General features: G+C 68.4%; 19 protein-coding genes and 2 rRNA genes. 14 read left to right on the top strand and 7 right to left on the bottom strand.

Translation table 11 applies throughout. The annotated features are described in order from the left end of the window. Window positions 1–86 precede the first annotated feature (86 nt). The 4 genes from EV148_RS02305 to EV148_RS02290 all read left to right on the top strand — a co-directional run bounded on the left by EV148_RS02305 (window position 87) and on the right by EV148_RS02290 (window position 7,033). Window positions 87–2,961 (top strand): 23S ribosomal RNA (locus EV148_RS02305). 114 nt (window positions 2,962–3,075) lie between these two features. Next, window positions 3,076–3,190: ribosomal RNA gene (gene rrf / locus EV148_RS02300) — 5S ribosomal RNA — on the top strand. A 96-nt stretch (window positions 3,191–3,286) separates the two neighbouring features. Beyond that, window positions 3,287–3,544, top strand: coding sequence for a YcgL domain-containing protein (locus EV148_RS02295; RefSeq protein WP_131992841.1), 258 nt, complete (start codon window positions 3,287–3,289; stop codon window positions 3,542–3,544). A gap of 81 nt (window positions 3,545–3,625) precedes the next feature. After that, complete coding sequence (locus EV148_RS02290) at window positions 3,626–7,033, top strand: ankyrin repeat domain-containing protein (protein WP_131992838.1); 3,408 nt, start codon at window positions 3,626–3,628, stop codon at window positions 7,031–7,033. 68 nt (window positions 7,034–7,101) lie between these two features. Here the strand turns inward: EV148_RS02290 and EV148_RS02285 are convergent, their stop codons facing one another. The 3 genes from EV148_RS02285 to EV148_RS02275 are packed head-to-tail and all read right to left on the bottom strand — an operon-like array spanning window position 7,102 to window position 10,956. Further along, window positions 7,102–7,833: an SDR family NAD(P)-dependent oxidoreductase gene (locus tag EV148_RS02285; RefSeq protein WP_131992835.1), complete on the bottom strand. Its 732-nt coding sequence runs from the start codon at window positions 7,831–7,833 to the stop codon at window positions 7,102–7,104. After that, entirely contained in the window at window positions 7,830–9,161 is a 1,332-nt protein-coding gene (locus tag EV148_RS02280) for an FAD-binding oxidoreductase (RefSeq protein ID WP_131992832.1), read from the bottom strand. The genes EV148_RS02285 and EV148_RS02280 overlap by 4 nt, the downstream gene beginning before the upstream one ends. 1 nt (window position 9,162) lies before the next feature. Next, on the bottom strand, window positions 9,163–10,956 hold the full coding sequence (locus EV148_RS02275; protein ID WP_241987947.1) for a monovalent cation:proton antiporter-2 (CPA2) family protein: 1,794 nt from the start codon (window positions 10,954–10,956) through the stop codon (window positions 9,163–9,165). 194 nt (window positions 10,957–11,150) lie between these two features. On the opposite strand from EV148_RS02275, the gene EV148_RS02270 reads away from it, so the two are divergent. Continuing rightward, a complete protein-coding gene (locus tag EV148_RS02270; RefSeq protein WP_131992826.1) occupies window positions 11,151–11,474 on the top strand; it encodes a hypothetical protein in 324 nt (107 codons plus the stop codon). Window positions 11,475–12,173: 699 nt separating this feature from the next. Here the strand turns inward: EV148_RS02270 and EV148_RS02265 are convergent. Next, window positions 12,174–13,658, bottom strand: coding sequence for a RimK family protein (locus tag EV148_RS02265; protein ID WP_131992823.1), 1,485 nt, complete (start codon window positions 13,656–13,658; stop codon window positions 12,174–12,176). Between the two features lie 242 nt (window positions 13,659–13,900). Here EV148_RS02265 and EV148_RS02260 point away from each other — a divergent pair, with 242 nt between their 5' ends. Then, a complete protein-coding gene (locus EV148_RS02260; protein ID WP_241987946.1) occupies window positions 13,901–14,398 on the top strand; it encodes a GNAT family N-acetyltransferase in 498 nt (165 codons plus the stop codon). On the opposite strand, the gene EV148_RS02255 is transcribed toward EV148_RS02260, so the two are convergent. Continuing rightward, a complete protein-coding gene (locus EV148_RS02255; RefSeq protein WP_131992820.1) occupies window positions 14,395–15,072 on the bottom strand; it encodes a hypothetical protein in 678 nt (225 codons plus the stop codon). The genes EV148_RS02260 and EV148_RS02255 overlap by 4 nt on opposite strands. A 96-nt stretch (window positions 15,073–15,168) precedes the next feature. On the opposite strand from EV148_RS02255, the gene lptM reads away from it, so the two are divergent. From lptM to EV148_RS02215, 8 genes are all read left to right on the top strand, one after another. Continuing rightward, window positions 15,169–15,297 carry an LPS translocon maturation chaperone LptM gene (lptM, locus tag EV148_RS18805; RefSeq protein ID WP_241987945.1) on the top strand — a complete coding sequence of 43 codons (129 nt, stop codon included), beginning with the start codon at window positions 15,169–15,171 and terminating at the stop codon, window positions 15,295–15,297. 5 nt (window positions 15,298–15,302) lie between these two features. Beyond that, entirely contained in the window at window positions 15,303–16,166 is an 864-nt protein-coding gene (dapF, locus tag EV148_RS02250) for a diaminopimelate epimerase (RefSeq protein WP_131992817.1), read from the top strand. Then, window positions 16,163–16,843 carry a DUF484 family protein gene (locus EV148_RS02245; RefSeq protein WP_131992814.1) on the top strand — a complete coding sequence of 227 codons (681 nt, stop codon included), beginning with the start codon at window positions 16,163–16,165 and terminating at the stop codon, window positions 16,841–16,843. The genes dapF and EV148_RS02245 overlap by 4 nt, the downstream gene beginning before the upstream one ends. A gap of 1 nt (window position 16,844) precedes the next feature. Beyond that, on the top strand, window positions 16,845–17,765 hold the full coding sequence (locus tag EV148_RS02240; protein WP_131992811.1) for a tyrosine recombinase XerC: 921 nt from the start codon (window positions 16,845–16,847) through the stop codon (window positions 17,763–17,765). A gap of 125 nt (window positions 17,766–17,890) precedes the next feature. Beyond that, window positions 17,891–18,424, top strand: a complete 534-nt coding sequence (gene hslV / locus EV148_RS02235) for an ATP-dependent protease subunit HslV (RefSeq protein WP_131992809.1) — start codon at window positions 17,891–17,893, stop codon at window positions 18,422–18,424. Window positions 18,425–18,625: 201 nt separating this feature from the next. Continuing rightward, window positions 18,626–19,960 (top strand): ATP-dependent protease ATPase subunit HslU, encoded by a 1,335-nt coding sequence (gene hslU / locus EV148_RS02225; RefSeq protein ID WP_131992806.1) that lies wholly within the window; start codon window positions 18,626–18,628, stop codon window positions 19,958–19,960. A 153-nt stretch (window positions 19,961–20,113) separates the two neighbouring features. Next, complete coding sequence (locus EV148_RS02220) at window positions 20,114–20,728, top strand: hypothetical protein (RefSeq protein ID WP_131992803.1); 615 nt, start codon at window positions 20,114–20,116, stop codon at window positions 20,726–20,728. Continuing rightward, window positions 20,728–21,084 carry a gamma-butyrobetaine hydroxylase family protein gene (locus EV148_RS02215; RefSeq protein ID WP_131992800.1) on the top strand — a complete coding sequence of 119 codons (357 nt, stop codon included), beginning with the start codon at window positions 20,728–20,730 and terminating at the stop codon, window positions 21,082–21,084. The genes EV148_RS02220 and EV148_RS02215 overlap by 1 nt, the downstream gene beginning before the upstream one ends. 7 nt (window positions 21,085–21,091) lie before the next feature. Here the strand turns inward: EV148_RS02215 and EV148_RS02210 are convergent, their stop codons facing one another. After that, the gene (locus tag EV148_RS02210; protein WP_131992797.1) at window positions 21,092–23,014 is read right to left on the bottom strand and encodes a DUF2207 domain-containing protein; all 1,923 of its coding nucleotides are present in this window, start codon (window positions 23,012–23,014) and stop codon (window positions 21,092–21,094) included. Beyond that, the gene (locus tag EV148_RS02205) at window positions 23,011–23,547 is read right to left on the bottom strand and encodes a LemA family protein (RefSeq protein WP_131992794.1); all 537 of its coding nucleotides are present in this window, start codon (window positions 23,545–23,547) and stop codon (window positions 23,011–23,013) included. The genes EV148_RS02210 and EV148_RS02205 overlap by 4 nt, the downstream gene beginning before the upstream one ends. Window positions 23,548–23,593: the final 46 nt, after the last annotated feature.

Below are 23,593 nucleotides of genomic sequence, written 5' to 3'. Positions count from 1 at the left end.
TGTCGAACCAGACGTGTCGTTGAGGCAAGTAGGCGAAGTAATTTGAGTTGTTTGTTGTATGGCTCCGAGGCGACTTGGAGTTATATGGTCAAGCGACTAAGCGCATACGGTGGATGCCTTGGCGGTCAGAGGCGATGAAGGACGTGGTAGCCTGCGAAAAGTCCCGGGGAGCCGGCAACAAGCTTCGATCCGGGAATGTCCGAATGGGGAAACCCACCGCGCAAGCGGTATCCCAGTTTGAATCTATAGAACTGGGAAGCTAACTCAGGGAACTGAAATATCTCAGTACCTGAAGGAAAAGAAATCAACCGAGATTCCCCTAGTAGCGACGAGCGAACGGGGAGCAGCCCAAAAGTCGTGCAAGTTCTAGCGGAATGGTCTGGAAAGGCCAGCCGTAGACGGTGATAGCCCGGTATGCGAAAGGGCTTGTGCGATGAAAGTGAGTAGGGCGGGGCACGTGAAACCCTGTCTGAACATGGGGGGACCATCCTCCAAGGCTAAATACTCCTGACCGACCGATAGCGAACCAGTACCGTGAGGGAAAGGCGAAAAGAACCCCGGAGAGGGGAGTGAAATAGAACCTGAAACCGTATGCGTACAAGCAGTCGGAGCCCGCAAGGGTGACGGCGTACCTTTTGTATAATGGGTCAGCGACTTACGTTTTGTGGCAAGCTTAACCGTATAGGGGAGGCGAAGGGAAACCGAGTCTGAATAGGGCGCATAGTCGCAAGGCGTAGACCCGAAACCGGGTGATCTAGCCATGCCCAGGGTGAAGGTGCGGTAACACGCACTGGAGGCCCGAACCCACTCCTGTTGCAAAAGTAGGGGATGAGGTGTGGCTAGGAGTGAAAAGCTAATCGAACCCGGAGATAGCTGGTTCTCCTCGAAAGCTATTTAGGTAGCGCCTCGTGTATCACTGCTGGGGGTAGAGCACTGTTATGGCTAGGGGGTCATCGCGACTTACCAAACCATGGCAAACTCCGAATACCAGCACGTGCAAGCACGGGAGACACACGGCGGGTGCGAACGTCCGTCGTGAAAAGGGAAACAACCCAGACCTGCAGCTAAGGTCCCAAAGTCATGGCTAAGTGGGAAACGATGTGGGAAGGCATAGACAGCCAGGAGGTTGGCTTAGAAGCAGCCATCCTTTAAAGAAAGCGTAATAGCTCACTGGTCGAGTCGGCCCGCGCGGAAGATTTAACGGGGCTAAGCCATGCACCGAAGCTCGGGGTTCACACGCAAGTGTGAGCGGTAGAGGAGCGTTCCGTACGCCTGTGAAGGTGGATCGTAAGGTCTGCTGGAGGTATCGGAAGTGCGAATGCTGACATGAGTAACGATAAAGGGGGTGAAAAGCCCCCTCGCCGAAAGCCCAAGGTTTCCTCGCGCAACGTTCATCGGCGCAGGGTTAGTCGGTCCCTAAGGCGAGGCGGAAACGCGTAGTCGATGGGAATCTGGTTAATATTCCAGAACCGCTCGTGATTGCGATGGAGTGACGGAGAAGGCTAGGTGTACCGGGCGTTGGTTGTCCCGGGGAAAGGCGGTAGGTGGATCCTTTAGGAAAATCCGGAGGATCATACACCGAGCACCGAGACGAGTCCTTTAGGACGAAGTCACTGATGCCACGCTTCCAGGAAAAACTTCTAAGCTTCAGATCACGAGGACCGTACCGTAATCCGACACAGGTAGGCAGGGTGAGAATCCCAAGGCGCTTGAGAGAACTCGGGTGAAGGAACTAGGCAACATAGCACCGTAACTTCGGGAGAAGGTGCGCCCAAGACTGTGGCAACATGCGTTGCTGAGCAGTCCTGGGCCGCAGTGACCAGGCCGCTGCGACTGTTTATCAAAAACACAGCACTCTGCAAACACGAAAGTGGACGTATAGGGTGTGACACCTGCCCGGTGCCGGAAGGTTAATTGATGGGGTCAGCCGCAAGGCGAAGCTCTTGATCGAAGCCCCGGTAAACGGCGGCCGTAACTATAACGGTCCTAAGGTAGCGAAATTCCTTGTCGGGTAAGTTCCGACCTGCACGAATGGTGTAACGACAGCGGCGCTGTCTCCACCCGAGACTCAGTGAAATTGAAATCGCTGTGAAGATGCAGCGTTCCCGCGGCAAGACGGAAAGACCCCGTGAACCTTTACTATAGCTTTACACTGAACGTTGAGTTCTTCTGTGTAGGATAGGTGGGAGGCTTTGAAGTGCAGGCGCCAGCTTGCATGGAGCCATCCTTGAAATACCACCCTGAAGTGCTTGACGTTCTAACCTAGGTCCGTTATCCGGATCGGGGACCGTGTATGGTGGGTAGTTTGACTGGGGCGGTCTCCTCCCAAAGAGTAACGGAGGAGCACGAAGGTACGCTCAGCGCGGTCGGACATCGCGCACTGTGTGCAAAGGCATAAGCGTGCTTGACTGCAAGATCGACGGATCAAGCAGGTACGAAAGTAGGTCTTAGTGATCCGGTGGTTCTGTATGGAAGGGCCATCGCTCAACGGATAAAAGGTACTCCGGGGATAACAGGCTGATACTGCCCAAGAGTTCATATCGACGGCAGTGTTTGGCACCTCGATGTCGGCTCATCACATCCTGGGGCTGTAGCCGGTCCCAAGGGTATGGCTGTTCGCCATTTAAAGTGGTACGCGAGCTGGGTTCAGAACGTCGTGAGACAGTTCGGTCCCTATCTGTCGTGGGCGTTGGAGATTTGAGAGGGGCTGCTCCTAGTACGAGAGGACCGGAGTGGACGATCCCCTGGTGTTCCGGTTGTCACGCCAGTGGCACTGCCGGGTAGCTATGATCGGAAGCGATAACCGCTGAAAGCATCTAAGCGGGAAGCGCGCCTCAAGATGAGATCTCCCGGGACACAAGTCCCCTGAAGGCCCCATGAAGACTACGTGGTTGATAGGTCAGGTGTGTATCGCAGCAATGCCGAGCTAACTGATACTAATGAGCCGTGCGGCTTGATCATATAACTCCAAGACGCTTCGCTGCCTCGACGACGAGGTCCGGCGACAGCCAATCGCTTGAATACGTCCCAAGTCCCAATGCAGAGTCCGCGCACATGCGCGACTCTCACCAGTTCCCTGGCGACCTTAGCGCTGTGGTCCCACCCGATCCCATCTCGAACTCGGAAGTGAAACGCAGCTGCGCCGATGGTAGTGTGGCTTAAGCCATGCAAGAGTAGGTCATCGCCAGGGGCTTTACTCAGAACGCCTCTCCGGAACCGGAGAGGCGTTCTTCTTTGCGCCCGCCCGGCGCGCGACCTGCGCAGGCGAGGCCGGAGCTGGAACGCGATGCGCTGTTTCGTCCACAAGAGCCTGCGCAAGGCCGATACCTACGTTTTCCTCCGCGACGAAACCGGCGCGGCGACGCTGCCTGCAGCGCTGCGCGAATCACTCGGCCCGTTGCAGCAGGTACTCGAGCTCGAACTCACACCGACGCGGCGGCTTGCCCAGGCCGACGCCGTGCGCGTGCTCGAGGCGCTCGAACGGCACGGTTACTACCTGCAACTGCCGCCGGCGCCCATGTTGGCCCCGGACGATCCCGCTTAACTTCGCGCTAGCCGCAGCCGAGGGCCGCATCGATATACTCGCCCGCTAGCGGTATCCACGCCGCGGCGAGAAGGCAGACCGATGCGCAGACGCGCCGCCAACGGGTTCAGTTCATTGCAGACGCTGCTGCGCCTGCAACTGCCGGCGTGGCTCCTGTTCGCGCTCGCCGCGCTGATCGACCATCCGGCATCGTTGATCCTCCTCCTCGCGGGCAACGCGATCACGATGACCGCCGCGTGCCGCGCGCTCGGCTTCGATCTCGACGGCGCGTACCTGCGTGGTCTTGCCCGGCGCGGGCTCGCCTACTTCGTCGCGTTGTCGGCCTATACGGCGCTGGTCACGCTCATCGTGATGGCCCCGGCGTGGTGGCTTTCGCGCGATGGCTCGCTCGAGGCGGCGCTCGCACTGTCGGCCGCGCTGGTGGCCTGCGTGCTCGCGCTCTGGCGGATCTGGCCGGCGTTCGCGTTGCCCCTGCTCTGGGACGACGCGTATCCGCACGCCGAGGAACGTGGGTCATGGCTGACTGCCGTGCTCAGCCGCTCCCTCGCATTCGCCCGTCATGTCACGCACGAGCACGACATCTTCTTCGCGGGCGGCCTGCCGGCCGGCCTCGCGCTGCTGTCGATCGTCGTCGGTGCGCTCGCCCTGTCGGGCATCGGCAGCGTCATTTCCGGCGACGCCCGCATCGCCGCGCTTGCCGCCTACTCCCTGTTGCTCGTTCCCTTCGCGCACATCCTGCTGGTCAACCGCACGCTGCGGGCGATGCTCGCCGCCGCGCGTGCGACGCGGCGGCGCGACCGGGACGTCGATGCGGACGATGCGGACGCCACTGACGCTCCGGCGCGCCTGCCCGACGGGATCGCGCGCCACGAGCTCGATGCAACCCTGTTGTGCGCGGTGCACTCGGCGCAGGTGAGCCTGGCCCTGGCCGCGCTCGAACGCGGCGCCGACCCCAATGTCTTGCCGACACCCGACCACCGCGACCAGCGCAGCCCGCTCATGATCGCCGTCACGCTGCCCGACCAGCGCCTGTTGCGCACGCTCATCGCCAAGGGCGTGAACGTCAACCGCGTGCACGGCGGCATCACGCCGCTGGTTGCCGCGACGCGCGACAGCTACGAGGGGCGTCCGGAAGCGGTCACCACGTTGCTCGCCAACGGTGCCGATGCGCGCATCGCCGATGCCGCCGGCAACACGCCGCTGCATCATGCCGCGCGCTGCGTCGAGCCGATCATCGCCGCCTTGCTCGTCGACGCGGCGATCGACGTCAACGCGGTCAACGGCGAGGGACTCACGGCACTCGACATCGCCTGCATGGCCGCGAACTGGAAGGTGGCCGCCTTCCTGCTCGAGCATGGCGCCCACCCCGAGGTCGAGCATGCCCAACCCGCGCTGCTCTGCGCCGCGGGCATCGCCGAAGACGATCCGGCCGGCGTGAAGCTGCTGCTCAAACACCGCGCGAAAGCGGATGCGCGCGGCGCGCTCGAGCGCACCGCGCTGCTCACGGCCGCGCTCGCTGGCCATGCGCGCATCGTCGACGCGCTGCTGGCCGGTGGAGCGACGGTGGACCTCGCCGATGCCCGCGGCACGACACCGCTCATGGAGGCGGCGCGATCCGGTGCCGTCGCCGCGATCCATGCGCTCGGCAAGCGCAAGCCCGATCCGGATCTCGTCGAGGCCGGCGGGCGTACCGCCCTGATGATCGCCTGCCAGTCACGCCATGCGGGCGAAGACACCGTGCGCGCGCTGCTCGCGCTCGGCGCCGATCGTGCCCGCGTGGGGGGCGACGGTCGGCGCGCGCTGGATCATGCCGCGGCTGCCGGTCGCTGGCACATCGTCGCCTTGCTCGACCCGGCCTATCCGATGCCGGCCAGCCTCGCGGGCGGGCAGCCGGACGTTTCGTCCGCCCACGCCGATCACCTGCTGGACGCCTTGCGCTTCGGCCACTGGAACGTCGCCGGCGAATTCATCGGCGTGCTGCCCAACTGGCCGGCCGGCGCGCTCGCCGATCTCTACCTCGACCTCGCCGATGCCGAGCATGCAGCCGCGCGTACGTGGCTGCTCAACCACGGGCTCGACCGCGACGCGACCACGCGCATGGGCAAGCCGCTGCTCGACAGCCTGCTCGACGCGTTGCCGGTCGCGCATGCGGCGATCAGCGACCTCGTCGCTGCCGGCGCCCCGGTCGGAGGTGCTGGTGTGCTCGCGCGCGTGCTCGACGCGGCGGACCGCGAGCCGTCCTTGCGTGCGCTCGCGCACGACCTGCTCGAGCGCGGTGCCGACGTCTTCGGCACGACCGCGGGACGGCAGACCGCGCTGCACGCGGCGGTCGAGCTCGGCGACGCGGCGCTGGTCGCCGCGTTGCTCGAGCGCGGCGCCGACCCCAATGCGCGCGATGCGCAGGGCCACACGCCGGTGCACATCGCGACCCGCGCGGATGCGCGCGTGGCTGCGGCCCTGCTCAAACCGCTCGTCGCCGCCGGCGCGAATCCCGAGATCGCGAATGCGAACGGCGAAACCGTGCTCGGCCTTGCGCTTGCGCGCGGCGAGCCGGAACTCGCGTACTGGCTCAACTGGGACGGCTGGCCGCTGCCGCGGCGCCGATTGCGCGCCGCGGACCTGCCCGCCGCGGCGGCGGCCGGTGACGGCGACGCGGTGCGGCGCCTGCTCGACCTGGGCCTGCCCGTCGACAGCGTCGACGCGCAAGGCGCGACCGCCCTCGTCCGCGCGGCCGGGGCCGGACATGCCGCGCTGCTCGTCCAACTGCTCGCCGCCGGCGCCGACGTCGAGCGCATGACCCATTCGGGGATCCATTGCCTCGGCGCGGCCGTCGCCGCGCGGCGGGAAGCGATCGTCCGCACCCTGCTCATCCACGGCATCGCGCCGGACCTGCGCATCGCCGGCGGCGCCACCTCGCTCATGCTCGCGGCAGCGCAGTGCGACGAGCGCATCGCGAGCGCGCTGCTCGAAGCCGGCGCTGACCCGCTCGCGCGGGACGAGCAGGGCACCACGCCCCTGCATGCGGTCGCGCAGGCGGCGTTCGAGGGTGCCGACACGCACCGGGCACGCGCGATGTTCGACCTGCTGCTGCGCGCGGGCGCCCGGCTCGACGCACGCAACGAGGCGGGACAGGACGCATTGCTCGTCCTGCTCGGAGCGCGCGCGCAGCCCGGTACCCGCTGCGACGCGGAACACCTGCATCGGCTCGCCGACGTGCTGCTCGAGCGGGGTGCGCGCGTCGATGGCCAGGACAAGCGCGGCGTCGGCGTGCTCCACGCCTGCGCGCTGCACGGCCTGTCGACCTGCGTGCGCCTGCTCAAGTCGCACGGTGCGCCGCTCGACCTCGTCGACGGCTTCGATCGCACGGCCGCCGACGTGGCCAGCCTGCTCGGCTACGTCGATGTTGCGGCGGAACTCGGCGGCGCCGCGGCGATGCCGATGCCCGGGGTGAGGCAGACCTTGCGCAGGCCGGCGCGCGCGCCCGACTGAGGCGACATCGGAGCCGCGCCGGCAGGACGTCCGGCATGCCCGCGCGAGTGCGGCAGGACCGGTGCCGCTCAGGCCCGCATGCGGCGGAAAAGCCCCCACGGCAGCAGGCGGACGATGGCGGCGACGAGCGCGAACCGCCGCGGCAGGTACCAGCGCGCAGAGCCGCGTTGCAGTCGATCGGCGACGACGCGGGCAACGTCGACAGGCTCGACGGCTGGCATCGGCAGCCGCATCCCGTGCGTGAGATTGGTCGCGAGGAAGCCGAGCCGGTAGAGCTGGACGCGCAACTCGGCGCCCGCGTGGCGGTGGCGCAGGCTTTCGTACATCGACTCGATGCCGCGTTTCGCCGCGGCGTACACGACGTTGCGGCCACGCCCGCGCACCGCGGCGATGCTGCTGAACAACACGACCACGCCGCGTGTTTCGCGCAGGCGCGGCAGCAGGGCGTGCACGATCGCGAGTGGCGCGTGCAGGTTGATCGCGAGCAGCTCGCCGATGCGCGATGCGTCGAGGCCGAAGTCGTCGTCGCCGCGCGAGAGGCCGACCGCGAGCAGCACGCTCGTGACCGGCGGCAGTGCTTCGAGCGCCGCCGTCATGCGTGCGCCCGGGTCTGCTTCGCGCGCGAGATCGAGCGCGAGACAGCGCACGACCGCATCATGGCGGATGCGCAGGTCGGCGCCGATCGCCTCGATGTCGCGTGCGTCCGAGGCGACCAGCAACAACGGCTGCCCGCGCCGCGCGAGTTCCCCCGCGAGCGCGCGGCCGAGCCCGCTCGATGCGCCGACGACGACCGCCGTCACAGGGCCAGCCTCCGCGCGAGTTCGGAGCCGTGCAGGCGGTGCGGATCGTGTCGTGCGCGGCGCGCGCGGGCGGCGTCGAACCCGCTGACCGCCCGGCGCGCCATGCCCGCGTCGAGCGTCGAGTCCTTGATCAGGTTCGGGCGACCATCATGCGCGACGGCAAGTTCGGCGAGAGCCTCGAGAAAGGCGCGCTCGCCAGGCGAGCCGGGGGATGCGACCTGGATCGCCAGCGCGATGCCGCTGCCGTCGAACGAAAAGCCGTCGGCGACGCCGGCGAACAGCTTGCTGGCGATCAATGCGATGCGTGGCCGCGTGCGCGTGACGAGTTCGGCCAGCCCCGCCGCGAACGCCTCGAAGCGCGGATGCGGCACGAGCCACTGCGCCTCCGCCATGCCGGCAGGACCGAAGCCGGCGAAATACAGGCGCGCGCGATTGAGCGGGAACAGCGCTTCGGCGAGCGCCATCGGCGCCTGTCCCGCGCGGCGCCAGCGCCAGTCGAGCCAGCGATTGGCGGCGCCGAGGCCGGCGCGGTTCCACAGCGGGAACGGCAAGGGCGCGACCTGCGCGGGCAGATCCGCCGAAGCGGGCGGAACCCGTGGCGCGCCCTCGTCGTCCTCGCTGCTGGCGAGGCCGATGTTGACGACGCCGCGGCCGAAATGCGCGGCGCCGCCGTCGTGCCAGCCATACAGCACCGGCGCATTGGCGGCCTCGCGCAGCACGCGCGCCGCTTCGGCCAGGCTCGCGACCGGCACGCGGCGCAGCACGAGGGCGTGCGGCGGCCGCGCGAGGCGCAGCGTCGCGCTGCTGATCGTGCCGGTGAGGCCAAAGCCGGCGAATGTCGCCGCGAACAGGTCCGCATCGTGCGTGCGGTCGGCCACGCGTGGCTCCTCGCCCGGCCGATGCACGACGAGCGCGTCGACCCAGGCACGGAATGTGCCGTCGCGCGCCGGATTCTTGCCGTGCACATCGGCGGCGATGCAGCCGCCGACGGTCGCGCGCGGATGGCCGGGCGTGACCGGCAGGTACCAGCCGCGGCCGAGCAGGAAGCGCTGCAGGTCGCCGATGCGCGCGCCCGCTTCCACGGTGAGGCGCCCGGCCGCGGCATCGAAGGCGAGCAGGCGATCGAACGCGTCGAGGCTCTGGCTCACCACGCCATCGCCGAAGCTCGCGCCGACGTACGACACGCCGCCGCCGCGCGCGATGCGCGGCGCGTCGACGGGCAGCGCGTCGAGCAGGCGGTAACGATCGGGTCGTTGCAGCGCGCAGCGCGCGTGGAACTGCCGGTCGAAGCTGGTCAGCTCGGCCTGCGCGACGGCCAGACCGCGCATCTCAGGCCTCTTCCTCTTCGCCGGTGTCGGCCTGGAACAGGCGCATCAGGTCGTCGCGTGCCTCCTGCGCCGATTGCAGCAGTGCGGCTTCGTCGTCGTACACCGGATACTGGTTCGCGAGCACCCGCTCGTCGTGTTCACGGAAGCGCCGGACGTAGTCGTTCGCGCTCGCCTCGTCGTAGCCGAGCGCCATGAACACGCCGCGGGCGATCTCCAGGCTCGAGAAGAACGTCTCGCGCACGATGTTGTCGACGCCGAGGTCCATGAGCTTGAACACGTGCTGGCGGTTGCGCGCGCGCGCGAACACCTTGAGGTGCGGGAAGTGGCGCTTGAGCAGCCGTGCCGTGCGCAGGTTGGAGTCGGGGTCCTCGGTCGTGATGACGAAGATCTCGGCCTTCTCGGTCTGCGCGGCGCGCAGCAGGTCCAGGCGCGACGCGTCGCCGAAGTAGACGGTGTTGCCGAAGTGGCGCATGAAGTCGACCTGCTCGGGGTCGCTTTCCAGCGCCGTGAACGGGATGCGGTTGGCATTGAGCATGCGCGCGACGATCTGCCCGACGCGACCCATGCCGGCGATGATCACGCGCGGCGTGCCCGCATCGATGCGGTCGTACTCGCGCGCCGGGCGCGGCTTGGCCGCGGGCGTGATTTCCGCGCGCAACCGTACGAGCAGCGGCGTCGCCGCCATCGACAACGTGATGACGAGGATCGCGAGGTCGCGCTGCTCCGGCGAGAGCAGGCCGTTGGCGGCCGCCAGCGTGAACACGACGAACGCGAACTCGCCGCCTTGCGCGAGCACTGCGGCCAGCGCGAGCGACTGGGCGTGGTCCTCGCGCGCGACGCCACGGCCGATGCCGTACAGCACGACCGCCTTGAGCACGACCAGGGCGAGTAGCAGCACGCCGACCAGTTGCGGCTGCGCCATCGCCAGGTGCACGTCGAGCGACATGCCGACGCTGATGAAGAACAGGCCGAGCAGCAGCCCGCGGAACGGCTCGATCTGCGCCTCGATCTCGTGCCGGTATTCCGAGTCGGCGAGCAGCACGCCGGCGAGGAAGGCGCCGAGCGACATCGAAATGCCGGAGACCTGCATCAGCCAGGCCGTGCCCATCACCACCAGCAACGCGGTCGCGGTGAACACTTCGGGCGTGCCGATCTGCTGCGCGGCGGCGCGGAACATCGGGCGCAGCAGGTAGCGCCCGCCGACGACGACCAGCGCGATCGTCGCGATCACGCGCAGCGCGGCGAGCAGTTCCTCGAGGACGCCCTCTTGGGCATGGGCGCCGCCGAGGATCGGGATCAGCGCGAGGATCGGGATCGCGGCGACGTCCTGGAACAGCAGGATCGCGAACGCGAGGCGTCCGTGCGCGCTGTTGAGTTCCTTGCGTTCGGCGAGCAGTTGCAGGTCGATCGCGGTCGACGACAGCGCGAGGCCGAGCCCGACCACGAGCGCGCTCTTCCAGTCGAGGCCGAGGGCGAGTGCGACGGCCCCGACGAGCGCCGCGGTCAGCACCACCTGCAGGCTGCCGCTGCCGAACACGCTGCGCCGCATGACCCACAGGCGCTGCGGCGACAGCTCCATGCCGATCACGAACAGCATGAGCACGACGCCGAGTTCGGAGATATGCGAAATCTCCTCGGTATTGCCGATCAGGCGCAGGCCCGACGGGCCGATCAGCGCACCCGCGCCGAGGTAGCCGAGCACGGCGCCCAGCCGCCAGCGCTTCGCCAACGGCACGGCGAGCACCGTCGCCAGCAGCAGCAGCACCGCATACGGCAGGAAACCCTGGTCTTCCACGCAATCGCTCCTTGACGGTGGGAACGCGCGACGTCGCCTACGGCGCGTTCGCACCGGGATATCGCGCAATGCCGCGGCATCGCGCGGGCGGCACGGGCGGCCGCGCGCCGAGTATCGCATGCGTCGGCGGGCGGTCGCAGACGGTGAGACACCGGCCGCCGACGCTGCGCATCCCGCGATCGGAGGAACCCGCCATGTTCGTCGCCCCGCTGTCGTTGCCGTCCGCCGCCACCCGCGCAAAGCCCATCGCGCATTCGGCCTGGGCCGCTCGCAGCCCGATCCCATGGCTCGCCGGCTGGCTGCTCGCGGGCCTGGTCGCGGTCGCTTTCATTCCGGCATTGCGCGGAGGAAGCACCTTCGGCGCGACCGTGCCGTTCTGGCTCGTCGTCGCGCCCGCGGTCGACCTCGCCTGGCTGGCGCGCGCGCGCATCGGCGCCGCCACGAGTCGCCTCCTGCGTCGCATGCTCCAGCGGACTCCCGGCCAGGCGCGGCGGCTCACCGTGCGCGCCAAGCGCTGAGATCGAGCAGGTAGTAATCGCGGTCGTCGATGCGCACGACGCCGGGCTCGCGCTCGAGGCGCGCCGCCACGGCGGCGACGGCGAGCGGCACGTGGGCGTATTCCTTCGCGCGACGGCCGGTTGCGGCAGCACGAGTCCCTCGATGTGCTGGTCGCGAAGAAAGCCCTCGAGGCCCGCCTCCGTCTCGACGAATTCCGGGCGCGAATAGGAGATGGCCAGCAGGTTTTCGAACCGGGTCGGCAGCCAGAAACTCGCCGGTTCGGTCGCATAGCCGACGGTAAGCGTGCTCGCGCGCAGTTCCTTCAGATGGCGGCCGATCTTTTCCATGCCGGCGAGACGGAGCATCGGCCAGCGCACTGCCCGCGTATCGTGCCAGTTGCGCGCCAGGTCGAAGTCGAAAGCGCGCGTGCCGGTCGCCCAGCCCGCACTCACGAATGCATACGCCGCCTGGAACAGCGCGAATGCGGGAATGCAGGCGAGTACCGCCGTGCGGGCGACGCCGCGAACGCGCGACAGCGTCGCGTTCGCCGCCAGCAACAGGCCCGGCAGCAGAGCGGCGAGGAAATAGTTGCCGTCGCTGCCGCGCGCCATCGCGGAACGTCGGGCGATCGGCATGCAGCAGGTGCTGGCGCCGCGCAGGGATGCGGCCGTTCGATTCTAGACGATTCGCGCGACATGCGCGTTACGGCGGCCCCATCCTCAGCCGCGCTGGCCGAGACGTTTGCGCTCCATGCGGCGCAGGAACTCGCCCATGATGCGCCGGTACAGGTCCTCGCCGAGGTAGGCATCCTCGACGCCGGCATCGATCGACGGGTTGTCGTTGACTTCGATGACCACGAGGCGGTCGCCGGCCTGCTTGAGATCGACGCCGTAGAGTCCGTCGCCGATCGGCGCGGTCGCCTTCAGCGCGAGCTTGAGCACGTCGCCGGGCGCCGAACGCACAGGCAGGGTTTCGAAGCCGCCCGACTTGGCCGTGCCTTTCGCGCCGTGGTTGTAGATCTGCCAGTGCCCGCGCGACATGAAGTACTTGCACGCGTACAGCGGCTCGCGGTTGAGGATGCCGATGCGCCAGTCGAACTCGGTGAACATGAATTCCTGCGCGAGCACGAGCGCGGTGTGCTGGAACAGGTCTTCCACTGCCGCCTTGAGTTGCGCGGCATCTTCCGCCTTGACGATGCCGCGCGAGAACGAGCCGTCGGGGATTTTCAGCACGATGGGGAAGCCGAGCAGGTCGGGCAGCTCGGCGATCTTCTTCGGATCGTCGCGGTAGAGGATCTCGGTGCGTGGCGTCGCCAGCTTGCGCGACCGGAGCAGGTCGTGCAGGTAGATCTTGTTGGTGCACTTGAGGATCGAGCTCGGGTCGTCGATGACGACCATGTCTTCCTTCTCCGCCTTGTTGGCGAAGCGGTAGGTGTGGTTGTCGAGCGCGGTCGTCTCACGGATGAACAGGCCGTCGTATTCGGCGAGCTTGGTGTAGTCGTTCTTGGTGAGCGTGTCGACCTCGATGCCGAGTTCGGCACCGGCCTCGACGAACGACTTCAGCGCGCGCTTGTTCGACGGCGGCATCGGGTCGCCGGGGTCGGCGAGCATCGCGAGGTCGAAGCGGAACTTCCGGCGCGCACGGGGCTTGCGCCATAGCTTCTTGGAAAACTTGTCGAGCGCCTGCGCGAATGCGTCTTCCTGCGCATCCGACAGCGTGTGCAGGCCGGTCGGCTTGATCGCGGCGATCTGCCAGACGCGCTCGCGCTCGAACTCGATGCGCAGGATCGGGCACGGGAACGTCTCGAACACCTGCCGCGCGATGTCCTCGAGGCTTTCCGACGACGTCTCGCCGAAATAGACCAGCACGCCGAAATCGGTCGTGTCGCGGCCGCCGTCGGGCAGGAACTTCGCGAGCTTCTGGTTGAGGTCGTCGATGTCCAGGCCGTAGAGCGAACGCCGGCGCAGGTCGTTGATCGTGCGCACCGACGGAATCACCTTGTGGCCGCGCGCCTCGGCGAGCAGCGACACGTAGTAGCCGGTGCCGAGATACTTGTAGCTGCGGCACAGGTTGATGACCTGGGTGCGCTCGTCGTCGCTGCCGATCGGTTCCTTGAGGTATTCCTGCGCGGTCACGACGTTGTCGGACGGATAGTACGAACCCCAGTCCGAAGCTTTTTCCACGACGATGACGAGCCGGCTCATGCGGAGCGCCTGGATGCGATTTGGGGGACGCGGTGGTCGCGATGCGGAGCGGGACGCCGCGCTCCCGAGGCAATGGACGGTGGCTGCGGCGTCATGCGGGCGCGGAGTGTGACACAGGCGCGCGCCGGCGTGCAGTGCGTCGCATCGCGTCGGCGACGGGCCGCGTTCGCCCGCTGAAGCGTGGATGAATCCCCGCCTCGACCGCATTGCGGACGCCACGGCGGCGCACTAGGCTGCGCGCCGTGCCCGCGCCCGCTCCCGTCCTCGGATCCCCCGCCGCTGCCGAGACCGTGCACGTGCGCCGCGCGACCGCGTCCGACCTGGACGGCCTCGTCGCCCTCGAGCAGGCGACGTTCGCGCTGGACCGGATGAGCGCCCGCCAATGGCGGCGCCACCTCGAGAGCCTCACCGCCGAAGTGTTCGTCGCCACGCGAGCACGCCGCGCGGTCGGCGCGGCCGTGGTGTTCCGCCGGCGCGGCAGCGACATCGCGCGGCTGTACTCGATCGCGGTGGCGGCAGGCGAGCGCGGCGGCGGCATCGGCCGCAAGCTGCTCGACGCGGTCGAGCGGTCGGCGCGACGGCACGGCTGCCGGCGCCTGCGCCTGGAGGTGCGCCGCGACAACCTCGCCGCCCAGCACCTGTACGAGCGCGCCGGCTACCACGCCTTCGGCACCTACGCCGCCTACTACGAGGACGGTGCCGACGCGCAGCGCTACGAGAAGCGCCTCGCGGCGACCTAGCCGCCGTCCGCGCGCAGCTTCTCGGCGGTCGCGGCATCGGCCGGTCGTGCGACGAGGCCGCCCGCGGCCGCGAGCGTGACATCGTAGCGGCCGCCGTCGACGAGCGGCAGGTAGGCGGCGCTGCCGTAGTCCGCATCCACCCATGGCAGCCAGCGCGGGAACGCGCGCTTGACCGTCCAAAGGTCGGGCAGGCGCGCGTCGTCGAGCGCGACGACGGTCCGGGCCGAGCTGCGCTCCTGCGCGACGTCGCGGTAGCGACCGCCGATGCGCTCGAGCCGATAGAGCGGCTGCGCCCCGAGCATGACCGCGCGCGGCGTCCACTTGATCACCCGTGCGTCGAGCTGCCAGTCGTCGCCGGCGAGCTCGACCGTGCGGTGCTCGCCGTCCGGCGTCGCGATGTCCACGGCGTAACGCTGCGCGCCGAGTGCGCGCGCCTCGATGCGGGCGACCGGTGCTTCGGCGGCAAGGCGGCGATAGCCGACCAGCAGGCTGCCGGCGACGCCGCCGAGCAGGGCGAGGGCAAGGAACACGAGGCACCAGGCGAGGCGCAGGGTCGCCGCGACGCGGCGTCGCTCGCGCCAGCGGCGGCGTGCATGGACGCCGTGGCCGGTGGCGAACAACGCGCACACCGCGGCGAACGCGAACAGTGCGACCAGGAACGGTGTCAGCGACATCGTCGGACGGCTCCGCGCGGGATTCGCGCCAAGCATACCGGTCCCGCGCGTGAACGGCCGCTATACTCCCGGCAGGTCCAGCCCGGGTTTCCAGCCATGTCGATACGTGCCCGTTTCCGCTTCGCGTTGCTGCTCGCACTGCTGTGCCTCGCCGCCTGCGGCAACAAAGGCCCGATCGTGAAGCCGGGCGCGCCGGTGCCGGACGCGCCGGCCGGCTCCCCCTGAACGGCATGCCGCTGCGCTTCAGCAAGATGCACGGCATCGGCAACGACTTCGTCGTCGTCGATGCCCGCGCCGCGCCCTTCACCCTCGACGCGGCGGCGATCCGCCGGCTCGGCGACCGGCACTTCGGCGTCGGCTTCGACCAGTTGCTCACGATCGAACCCGCACGCGACCCGTCCTGCAGCTTCGCCTACGGCATCTGGAACACCGACGGCACGCGTGCCGGGCAGTGCGGCAACGGCGTGCGCTGCGTCGCCGCGTGGCTCGCCCGCGCGGGCGAACTCGGCCCCGGCATGACGCGGCTGGAGAGTCCCTCGGGCCCCGTCGCCGTCGAGCTGTGCGACGACGGCAGCGTGCGCGTCGACATGGGCGAGCCGCGTTTCGCGCCGGCGGAGATCCCGCTCGTCGCCGATGCGCAAGGCGACATGTATGCGATCGACGTGGCCGGGCGTAGCGTCGAGCTCGGTGCCGTTTCGATGGGCAATCCGCATGCGCTGGTCGAGGTCGACGACGTCGCCGCGGCACCGGTCGCCGTGCTCGGCCCCCAGGTCGAGTACGCGCCGGCCTTCCCGCAGCGATGCAACGTCGGATTCGCCGAGATCGTTTCGCGCGGCGCGATCCGCCTGCGCGTGTGGGAACGCGGCGTCGGCGAGACGCTCGCCTGCGGCAGCGGCGCCTGCGCCGCGGTTGCGGTGCTGCGCCGGCGCGCTAAAGTCGACGCCATGGTGCGCGTCGCCCTGCCCGGCGGCGAGCTCGAGGTGCGCTGGGACGGGCCGGGCCATCCGGTCTGGATGCGTGGGCCGGCGGCCTTCGTGTTCGATGGCGAGATCGCGCCGGCGACGGCGGCCGCGACAACAACGAGGAAGTCATGAGCGAACTCAGCATCAAGGATGGCCTCGACGCGATGGACGTCGCGAGCTACCTGCGCCGGCATCCGGAATTCCTGCGCGAATTCCCCGACATCGCGATGGCGCTGGTGCTGCCGCGCGAGCAGGGCCAAGCGGCGTCGCTCGCGAGCTACCAGCTCGACGTGTTGCGCGACAAGAACCGCGAGCTCAACCGGCGGCTGCACGACCTGGTCGAGATCGCGCACGAGAACGAAGCGCTGATGGTGCGCGTGCACACGCTGACGCTCGCGCTGATGCGTGCGCGCACGCTCGCCGGTACCACCAATGCCGTCGTCGCCGCATTGACCGAGGACTTCCATACCGATCTCGTGCGCCTCGTGCTGTTCCGCACCGATCCCGAGCTGCCGGCCGCGGAGTGGCTCATCGTCGAGCCCGCGGGCACGGCCGCGTTCCCTGCGTTCTCCGAATTCTTCAAGCGGGCGGAGCCGTTGTGCGGCCGCCTGCAGCAGGACAAGCTCGACGCGTTGTTCGCCGCGCGCGCCGGCGAAGTGCAGTCCGCCGTGCTGCTGCCGATCGGCTCGACCGGCATGCTCGCGATCGGCAGCACGGATGCGAACCGGTTCCATCCGGGCATGGGCACGGTCTTCCTCAAGCTGATCGGCGAAGCGATCTCGACCGCGATCGCGCGCTACGCCGCGTGAGATGAGCGCGACCGCCGCCAGCGGGGCGGATCTCGGCGCCGCGGTCGACCGCTTCCTGCAGTACCTGCGCGCCGAACGGCGCTATTCGGCGAGCACGGTCGAGCATTACGCGCACGCGATCGCGCAGCTCGCCGGCCACGCCGAAGAACGCGGCATTTCACATTGGCGCGACCTCAAGCCCGACCAGGCGCAGGCCGCGCTCGCCGAGCGGCATCGCCGTCGCGGCTACTCGCCGTCGACGTTGCGCGGGCTCGCTTCGGCCTGGCGCAGTTTCTTCCGCTGGCTTGCCCGCGAAGGCGAAGTCGCGATCAATCCGGCGACCGGCCTGCGCTCGCCGAAGGTCAGGCGCAAGCTGCCGGACGTGCTCGACACCGACGAGATGACCGCCCTGGTCGAAGTGCCCGGCGACGATGCCGAGTCCGTGCGCGACCGCGCCCTGCTCGAACTGCTCTACTCGAGTGGCCTGCGCGTCGCCGAGCTGTGCAGCGTGCGCTGGCGCGACCTCGACGCGGGCGAAGGCACGCTGCGCGTGACCGGCAAGGGCAACAAGACGCGCATCGTGCCGGTCGGCGCGAAGGCGCTCACCGCGCTCGCCGCCCTGCGCGAGCAGGACCGCTGCGGCGAGGACGACCCGCTCGTGCGCGGTCGCCGCGGCGCGCCGCTGACGCCGAACGGCGTGCGCGCGCGACTGAAGAAGCGCGCGCAGGAGCAGGGCGTGTGGAAGCGCGTCTATCCGCACCTGCTGCGCCATTCCTGCGCGAGCCACCTGCTCGAATCCTCGGGCGACCTGCGCGCGGTGCAGGAACTGCTCGGCCACGCCGACATCGGCACGACGCAGATCTACACGCATCTGGATTTCCAGCACCTTGCCAAGGTCTACGACGCGGCCCATCCGCGCGCCCGGCGCCGGGGTGGCGGCTGAGGTCGGGCGATGCCGTCCCAAAGGTCTTCTTTTTCATGTCCTTCGTAGTTCAATCCGTTGTTTTTACCCGGCTTGCAACGGCCGAATCGGGGCCCCATCTGCATCGCTCCGCAGCAGGAACCGCCATGGAAACCTTCCACGCCACCACCATCGTTTCCGTGCGCCGCAATGGCAAGGTCGTCATCGGCGGCGACGGCCAGGTCACGCTCGGCAATACCGTGATGAAGGCGAACGCACGCAAGATCCGCCGCCTCGGCAAGGGCGACGTGCTCGCCGGCTTCGCCGGCGCGACCGCGGACGCGTTCACCCTGTTCGAACTGTTCGAGGCCAAGCTCGACAAGCACGGGGCCAACCTCACGCGCGCGGCGGTGGAACTGGCCAAGGATTGGCGCACCGACCGCCGCCTTGGCCGCCTCGAGGCGATGCTCGCGGTCGCCGACAAGGACAATTCGCTGCTGATTTCCGGCAATGGCGACGTGCTCGAGCCCGAGCAGGGCATCATCGCGATCGGTTCGGGCGGTCCCTACGCGCTCGCCGCGGCGAAGGCACTGCTCGAGAACAGCGATCTCGATGCGCGCTCCATCGTCGAGAAGGCGCTCGGCATCGCGGGCGACATCTGCATCTACACGAACCACAATGTGACGGTGGAAGAGTTGTGATTGGTGATTGGTGATTCGGGATTGGTGATTGGCAAAAAAATAGCGGCTGCTGCCGTCGACGCCGTGCCCTTTCGTTTTCCGGCGATAGAAGGCGATCCCCTATCCGAATCCCGACTCGCCCCGAATCCCTGACCACCAATCCCCAATCCCCAATCACCAATCACCAGTCACCAGTCACCAATCACCCATCCCGGCTTCTCCATGTCCGAACTCACCCCCCGCGAAATCGTCAACGAACTCGACCGCTACATCATCGGCCAGAACGCGGCCAAGCGCGCGGTCGCGATCGCGCTGCGCAACCGCTGGCGGCGCATGCAGCTCGAGCCGGGGCTGCGCGAGGAAGTCACCCCGAAGAACATCCTCATGATCGGCCCGACCGGCGTCGGCAAGACCGAGATCGCGCGACGCCTCGCCGCGCTCGCCAATGCGCCGTTCATCAAGGTCGAGGCGACCAAGTTCACCGAGGTCGGCTACGTCGGCAAGGACGTCGAGCAGATCGTGCGCGACCTCGCCGAGGCGGCGGTGAAGATGGCGCGCGAGCAGGCGAAGGCGCGCGTGCGTTCGCAGGCCGAGGACCGCGCCGAGGAGCGCATCCTCGATGCGCTGCTGCCACGACGCCAGCCGTCCGCCTACGGCGACGCACCGGCGTTCGACGCCGGGGATTCCGACACGCGCCAGAAGTTGCGCAAGCAGTTGCGCGAGGGCGCGCTCGATGCGCGCGAGATCGAACTCGAGATCGCGCAGAACATCGGCGTCGAGATCATGGCGCCACCCGGCATGGAGGAAATGACGAGCCAGCTGCGCGGCATGTTCCAGTCGCTGCAGGGGCAGAAGACGCAATCACGCAAGCTGTCGATCGCACAGGCGCGCCCGCTGCTGATCGAAGAGGAAGCCGGTAAGCTCGTCAACGACGAGGAGATCAAGGCGCAGGCGATCGCCAGCGCGGAGCAGAACGGCATCGTCTTCATCGACGAGATCGACAAGATCGCCCAGCGCGGCGAGTTCAGTGGCGCGGGCGTCTCGCGCGAGGGCGTGCAGCGCGACCTCCTGCCGCTGGTCGAGGGCTCGGCGGTGGCGACCAAGTACGGCACGGTGCGTACCGACCACATCTTGTTCATCGCCTCGGGGGCGTTCTCGCTCGCCAAGCCGTCCGACCTCGTGCCGGAACTGCAGGGCCGCTTCCCCATCCGCGTCGAACTCGCCGCGCTGTCCGCCGACGACTTCCGGCGCATCCTCGCCGAGCCGCAGCACGCGCTGACCAAGCAATACAGCGCGCTGCTCGCGACCGAGGGCGTGACGCTGGAATTCGTCGAGGACGGCATCGGCCGGCTCGCGGAAATCGCCTTCCAGGTCAACGAGCGCACCGAGAACATCGGCGCGCGGCGCCTGCATACCGTGCTCGAGCGCCTGCTCGACGAGATCTCCTACGAGGCGTCCGATCGCAGCGGGCATCACTACCGCATCGACGCGGCCTATGTCGATGCGCACTTGGGCGGGCTCGTGCGCGACGAGGATCTGTCGCGGTACATTCTTTGAGGGCTTGAGGCCCGGCGGCCGTGGTGCGCGTACCGGGTGGAAATCCGGCGCTTCGCCCCGATATCCACGTCGACCAGGCGCTGCCTGCGTTCCGGGCCGTCCGGGCGGGGCAGCGCGGTTGCACCACGAGGCCGAGTGCCGGACCATATACCCATGACCACCGTAGTCCCGTTCAAGGCGCGCGGCGTGCGCGCCGAACTCCGCGAAGCGTTCGAGCAACGCATTCCCCTGCGCATCCTGCGTGACCGCCTGCACGCGGGCGTGATCCACGGCTACGTGGTCGCGTTGTCGCGCGATTTCTGCCTGGTCGCCGAGGTCGGCGACGCGATGCGCTTCGACGGCTACATCGCGATCTCGATCGCCGACATCAGTTCGATCGAGGAGGATCCGTCGCGCGACTTCGTCGAGAAGGCGCTTGCGCTGCGCGGCGAGGCGCTGAAGGTGCCCGACGATTTCGAACTCGACGACTGGGCGGCGATCGCCCGCTCGGCGATGGCGTACGCGCCGCTGATCTCGCTCAACATGATCGAGGACGACGAGGGCGAGGTCAGCTACGTCGGCCAGTTGACCGAGGTCGAGCCGAACGCGCTCGTGTTGCGCGAACTCGATCCGAACGCGCGCTGGTATCCGGACACGGGCGCCTACGAATTCGAAGGCCTCGGTTCGATCGGCTTCGGTTCGGGCTATCTCGACGCGCTGTGGCAGGTCGCCGGCCTGCCGGGCGACCCGCAGCAGCCGCGCGCCCCGCGTTCCGACAGCGTGCATTGATGGCCGGCGCGCCGACGCCGACCCGCATCGTGCTGCATCGCGCGTCGCACGCACTCGAAGTCGAGTTCGACGACGGCGCGGTCTATCGCCTGCCTGCGGAATACCTGCGCGTGCACTCCCCGAGTGCCGAAGTGCAGGGCCATGGGCCCGGGCAGAAGGTGCTCGTCGCCGGCAAGCGCGACGTCGCGATCGACGCGATCGAGCCGGTCGGCAACTACGCGGTGCTGCTGCGTTTTTCCGACGGCCACGCCAGCGGGTTGTTCTCCTGGAGCGTGCTGCACGAGCTCGGCCGCGAGCACGCGCGCAACTGGCAGGCGTATCTCGACGCGCTTGCGGCGAACGGCCTCGCGCGCTGAGCGCTAGCTACCAGCCGCCGCCACCACCACCACCACCGCCCCCGCCGGAAGAGCCGCCGCCCCCGCCGCCCGACGAGGAGCCGGGTGCGCTCGACGACGACGAAATCGAGCTGCTGAACGACGAGCCGAGGTCGCTCGCGAAGCCGCCGAAATCGCCGATCGACCTGCCGCCATACCAGCCTGCGGCGGTGACGGCCGCGGCTGCCGCGGCGGGGCCGACCGCGGCGGCGAACAGGTTCGTCCAGTTCTCCTCGACGCCGAGCGCGAGCGCGTACGGCAGCATGCGATGGAACTGCTCGGCGCCGAGCGGCGGTGCCTTCTGCGCGGCGATCTCGTCGCGCTCGGCGACGCCGAGGTAGAGTCGCAGCCCGTCGACCTGGTCGAGCAGGCGGCGCCCGGTCGTCGTCGGCGCCTTCATGAGCCAGGCGAACAACAGGTTCGTCGCGACCAGCGCGACGATCGCGATCGCGAAGCCGACGCCGGCGAGCATCACGAGCATGCCGATGCCGAAGATCTCGCCGGCGACGAACGGCAGCGCGAAGACGCTGATGAAGATCGCGCCGATCGTCGCCGCCGCGCGCTTGCCGACCGAGCCGCGGCGCACCATGCGCCAGGCGCTGATCACCTTCGCGCACAACGCGAACACGCCGACGCTCCATCCGCCGAGCCAGACCAGCATGAACGCGGCACCGACGGTGCGGCCGACGTCGCCGATCAGCAGCGCGCCGCCGATCACCGCGGCCACGGTCACCAGCACGCCGATCACGACGAGTCCGGTGTTCTTGCGGAAATGACTGTTCGCGTACGTCGCCTCGAGCGCTTTCCTGTGGGCATCCAGCGCCCGCGAAATGCGCGAATGCGAGGATTGTTCGAACGTGAACGCAGCGCCGCCGGCGAGCAGGTCGGCGACGAGGCGCGCTTCGGTCGCGGGCAGCTCCGCCTTGTCGACGCGTTCGATGCGGTACTTGCCGTCGCTGTCGGTGATGCGGATGGCGCCGCGAACGGCCGCGTCGACGAGGTCGGCGGCGACGCAGCGGTCGTCCCAGCCCATGCGTTCGACGTAGCGCAGCGCGCCCGGCGTGTGGCCTGCCGGCGGCTCGTACAGCGGTATGATCGTGCCCGGTTTCGGGTCTCGACCGACGCGCGACCATTGAACGCAGTAGTAGGTGAGCACGAGCAGCAGCGCGACGAGCAACGCGAGTACGCCTGCATTGTCCTCGAGGAACCAGGCGAGGCGCTGGCGGTCCGTTGGCGGGGCGATGATGCCTTTCGGGAAACCGACCGCGATCGTGAGTCCCTCGCGCGGGCCGAGCACGCGCGTGGTCGCGAACGATGCGCGCGATTCGCCATCGGCGTGCGCGCTCCAGTCCCTGCCTTGCGCGCCCTCGGGCCCGGTGTAGGCATCCAGCCGCAGGTCCGGCGGAGCGATCGAACCGGGCAGGGAAACGGTCGCGGTCGCCTCGTCGATCGGGAAATCCCAACCGTTGCCGGTCACGTTCCAGTACAGTTCGTCGTGATCGGAGAAGAAGCCGAGCTGGCGGTTGGTGTGGTACGTGAACGAATACGTGTACGTACCGGGCGCGAGCGTGGTCTCCTTCGAGCCGAAGTAGACGCGCACGCCGTTGCCCTTGCGCTCGGAATGGAACGGCTCGTCCTGGCCATCGCGCGTCAGTGCCAGCGGTTCGAACGCGACGTGCACCGCGTTGCGGAAGCGGTCGCGGTAGTCGGTCGGGAAGTCGCGGTAGATGCCGTGGCGGATCGCCTCGCCCTCGCCGCGCACGCGGATCGTCTCGGTGACGTCCATGCTGCCGTCTGCGGCGACCTCGATGCTGCTATGGAACGACAGGATGCGCTCGTCCGCGCCCGCCGTGAGCGGCCAGGCGAATGCCGCGGCGAACAACCACGCGGCGATGCACCGTGCATGCTTCATCGCGGTGCCTCCTGGCCTTCGCCCTGGCGGAAGAAATCGGCCGGACGGATGTTCGCCGCGCGCGCGACCAGCAGCGACGGGAATGTCTCGATCCGGTTGTTGAGGTCGCGCACCGCGCCGTTGTAGAAGCGGCGCGCGTACTGCAGGTGGTCTTCGATCGCGACGAGGTCGCGTTGCAGCGCGAGGAAGTTCGCACTCGCCTTGAGGTCGGGATAGCTTTCCTGCAGCGCGAGGATGCGCTGCACCTGGCTGGCGAGTTCGCCTTCGAGCTGCGCCTTGTCCTGCAGCGAGGCGGCCGCCATCGCGCGCGCGCGAAGCTCGGTGATGAGCGCCAGCGTGGCGCGTTCGTGCCCGGCGTAACCCTGCACGGCAGCGACGAGCTGCGGCACGAGGTCGTGCCGGCGCGTCAGCTGCACGTCGATGTCGCTCCAGGCCGAGCGCACCTGGTTGCGTGCGGCGACGAGTTCGTTGAACAGCGAGATCGCGGCCGCCGCCACGAACAGCGCGACCGCGCCCAGCCACCAGACCAGCATGCCGATGCTCCCCCCGTCGCCCCGGCGCCTCGTGCCGGCCCGCCCC

It is taken from the genome of Dokdonella fugitiva (assembly GCF_004342425.1).
GTDB classification, from domain to species: domain Bacteria; phylum Pseudomonadota; class Gammaproteobacteria; order Xanthomonadales; family Rhodanobacteraceae; genus Dokdonella_A; species Dokdonella_A fugitiva.
The sequence above is the reverse complement of the archived record's forward strand: the minus strand, read 5'-3'. Positions and strand labels throughout refer to the sequence as shown.

Coding starts and splice junctions, on each gene's coding strand:
- EV148_RS02295 (WP_131992841.1), top strand. CDS start 3,287: ATGCGCTGTTTCGTCCACAAGAGCCTGCGCAAGGCCGATACCTACGTT.
- EV148_RS02290 (WP_131992838.1), top strand. CDS start 3,626: ATGCGCAGACGCGCCGCCAACGGGTTCAGTTCATTGCAGACGCTGCTG.
- EV148_RS02280 (WP_131992832.1), bottom strand. CDS start 9,161: ATGCGCGGTCTGGCCGTCGCGCAGGCCGAGCTGACCAGCTTCGACCGG.
- EV148_RS02270 (WP_131992826.1), top strand. CDS start 11,151: ATGTTCGTCGCCCCGCTGTCGTTGCCGTCCGCCGCCACCCGCGCAAAG.
- EV148_RS02265 (WP_131992823.1), bottom strand. CDS start 13,658: ATGAGCCGGCTCGTCATCGTCGTGGAAAAAGCTTCGGACTGGGGTTCG.
- EV148_RS02255 (WP_131992820.1), bottom strand. CDS start 15,072: ATGTCGCTGACACCGTTCCTGGTCGCACTGTTCGCGTTCGCCGCGGTG.
- lptM (WP_241987945.1), top strand. CDS start 15,169: ATGTCGATACGTGCCCGTTTCCGCTTCGCGTTGCTGCTCGCACTGCTG.
- dapF (WP_131992817.1), top strand. CDS start 15,303: ATGCCGCTGCGCTTCAGCAAGATGCACGGCATCGGCAACGACTTCGTC.
- EV148_RS02245 (WP_131992814.1), top strand. CDS start 16,163: ATGAGCGAACTCAGCATCAAGGATGGCCTCGACGCGATGGACGTCGCG.
- EV148_RS02240 (WP_131992811.1), top strand. CDS start 16,845: ATGAGCGCGACCGCCGCCAGCGGGGCGGATCTCGGCGCCGCGGTCGAC.
- hslV (WP_131992809.1), top strand. CDS start 17,891: ATGGAAACCTTCCACGCCACCACCATCGTTTCCGTGCGCCGCAATGGC.
- hslU (WP_131992806.1), top strand. CDS start 18,626: ATGTCCGAACTCACCCCCCGCGAAATCGTCAACGAACTCGACCGCTAC.
- EV148_RS02220 (WP_131992803.1), top strand. CDS start 20,114: ATGACCACCGTAGTCCCGTTCAAGGCGCGCGGCGTGCGCGCCGAACTC.
- EV148_RS02215 (WP_131992800.1), top strand. CDS start 20,728: ATGGCCGGCGCGCCGACGCCGACCCGCATCGTGCTGCATCGCGCGTCG.
- EV148_RS02210 (WP_131992797.1), bottom strand. CDS start 23,014: ATGAAGCATGCACGGTGCATCGCCGCGTGGTTGTTCGCCGCGGCATTC.
- EV148_RS02205 (WP_131992794.1), bottom strand. CDS start 23,547: ATGCTGGTCTGGTGGCTGGGCGCGGTCGCGCTGTTCGTGGCGGCGGCC.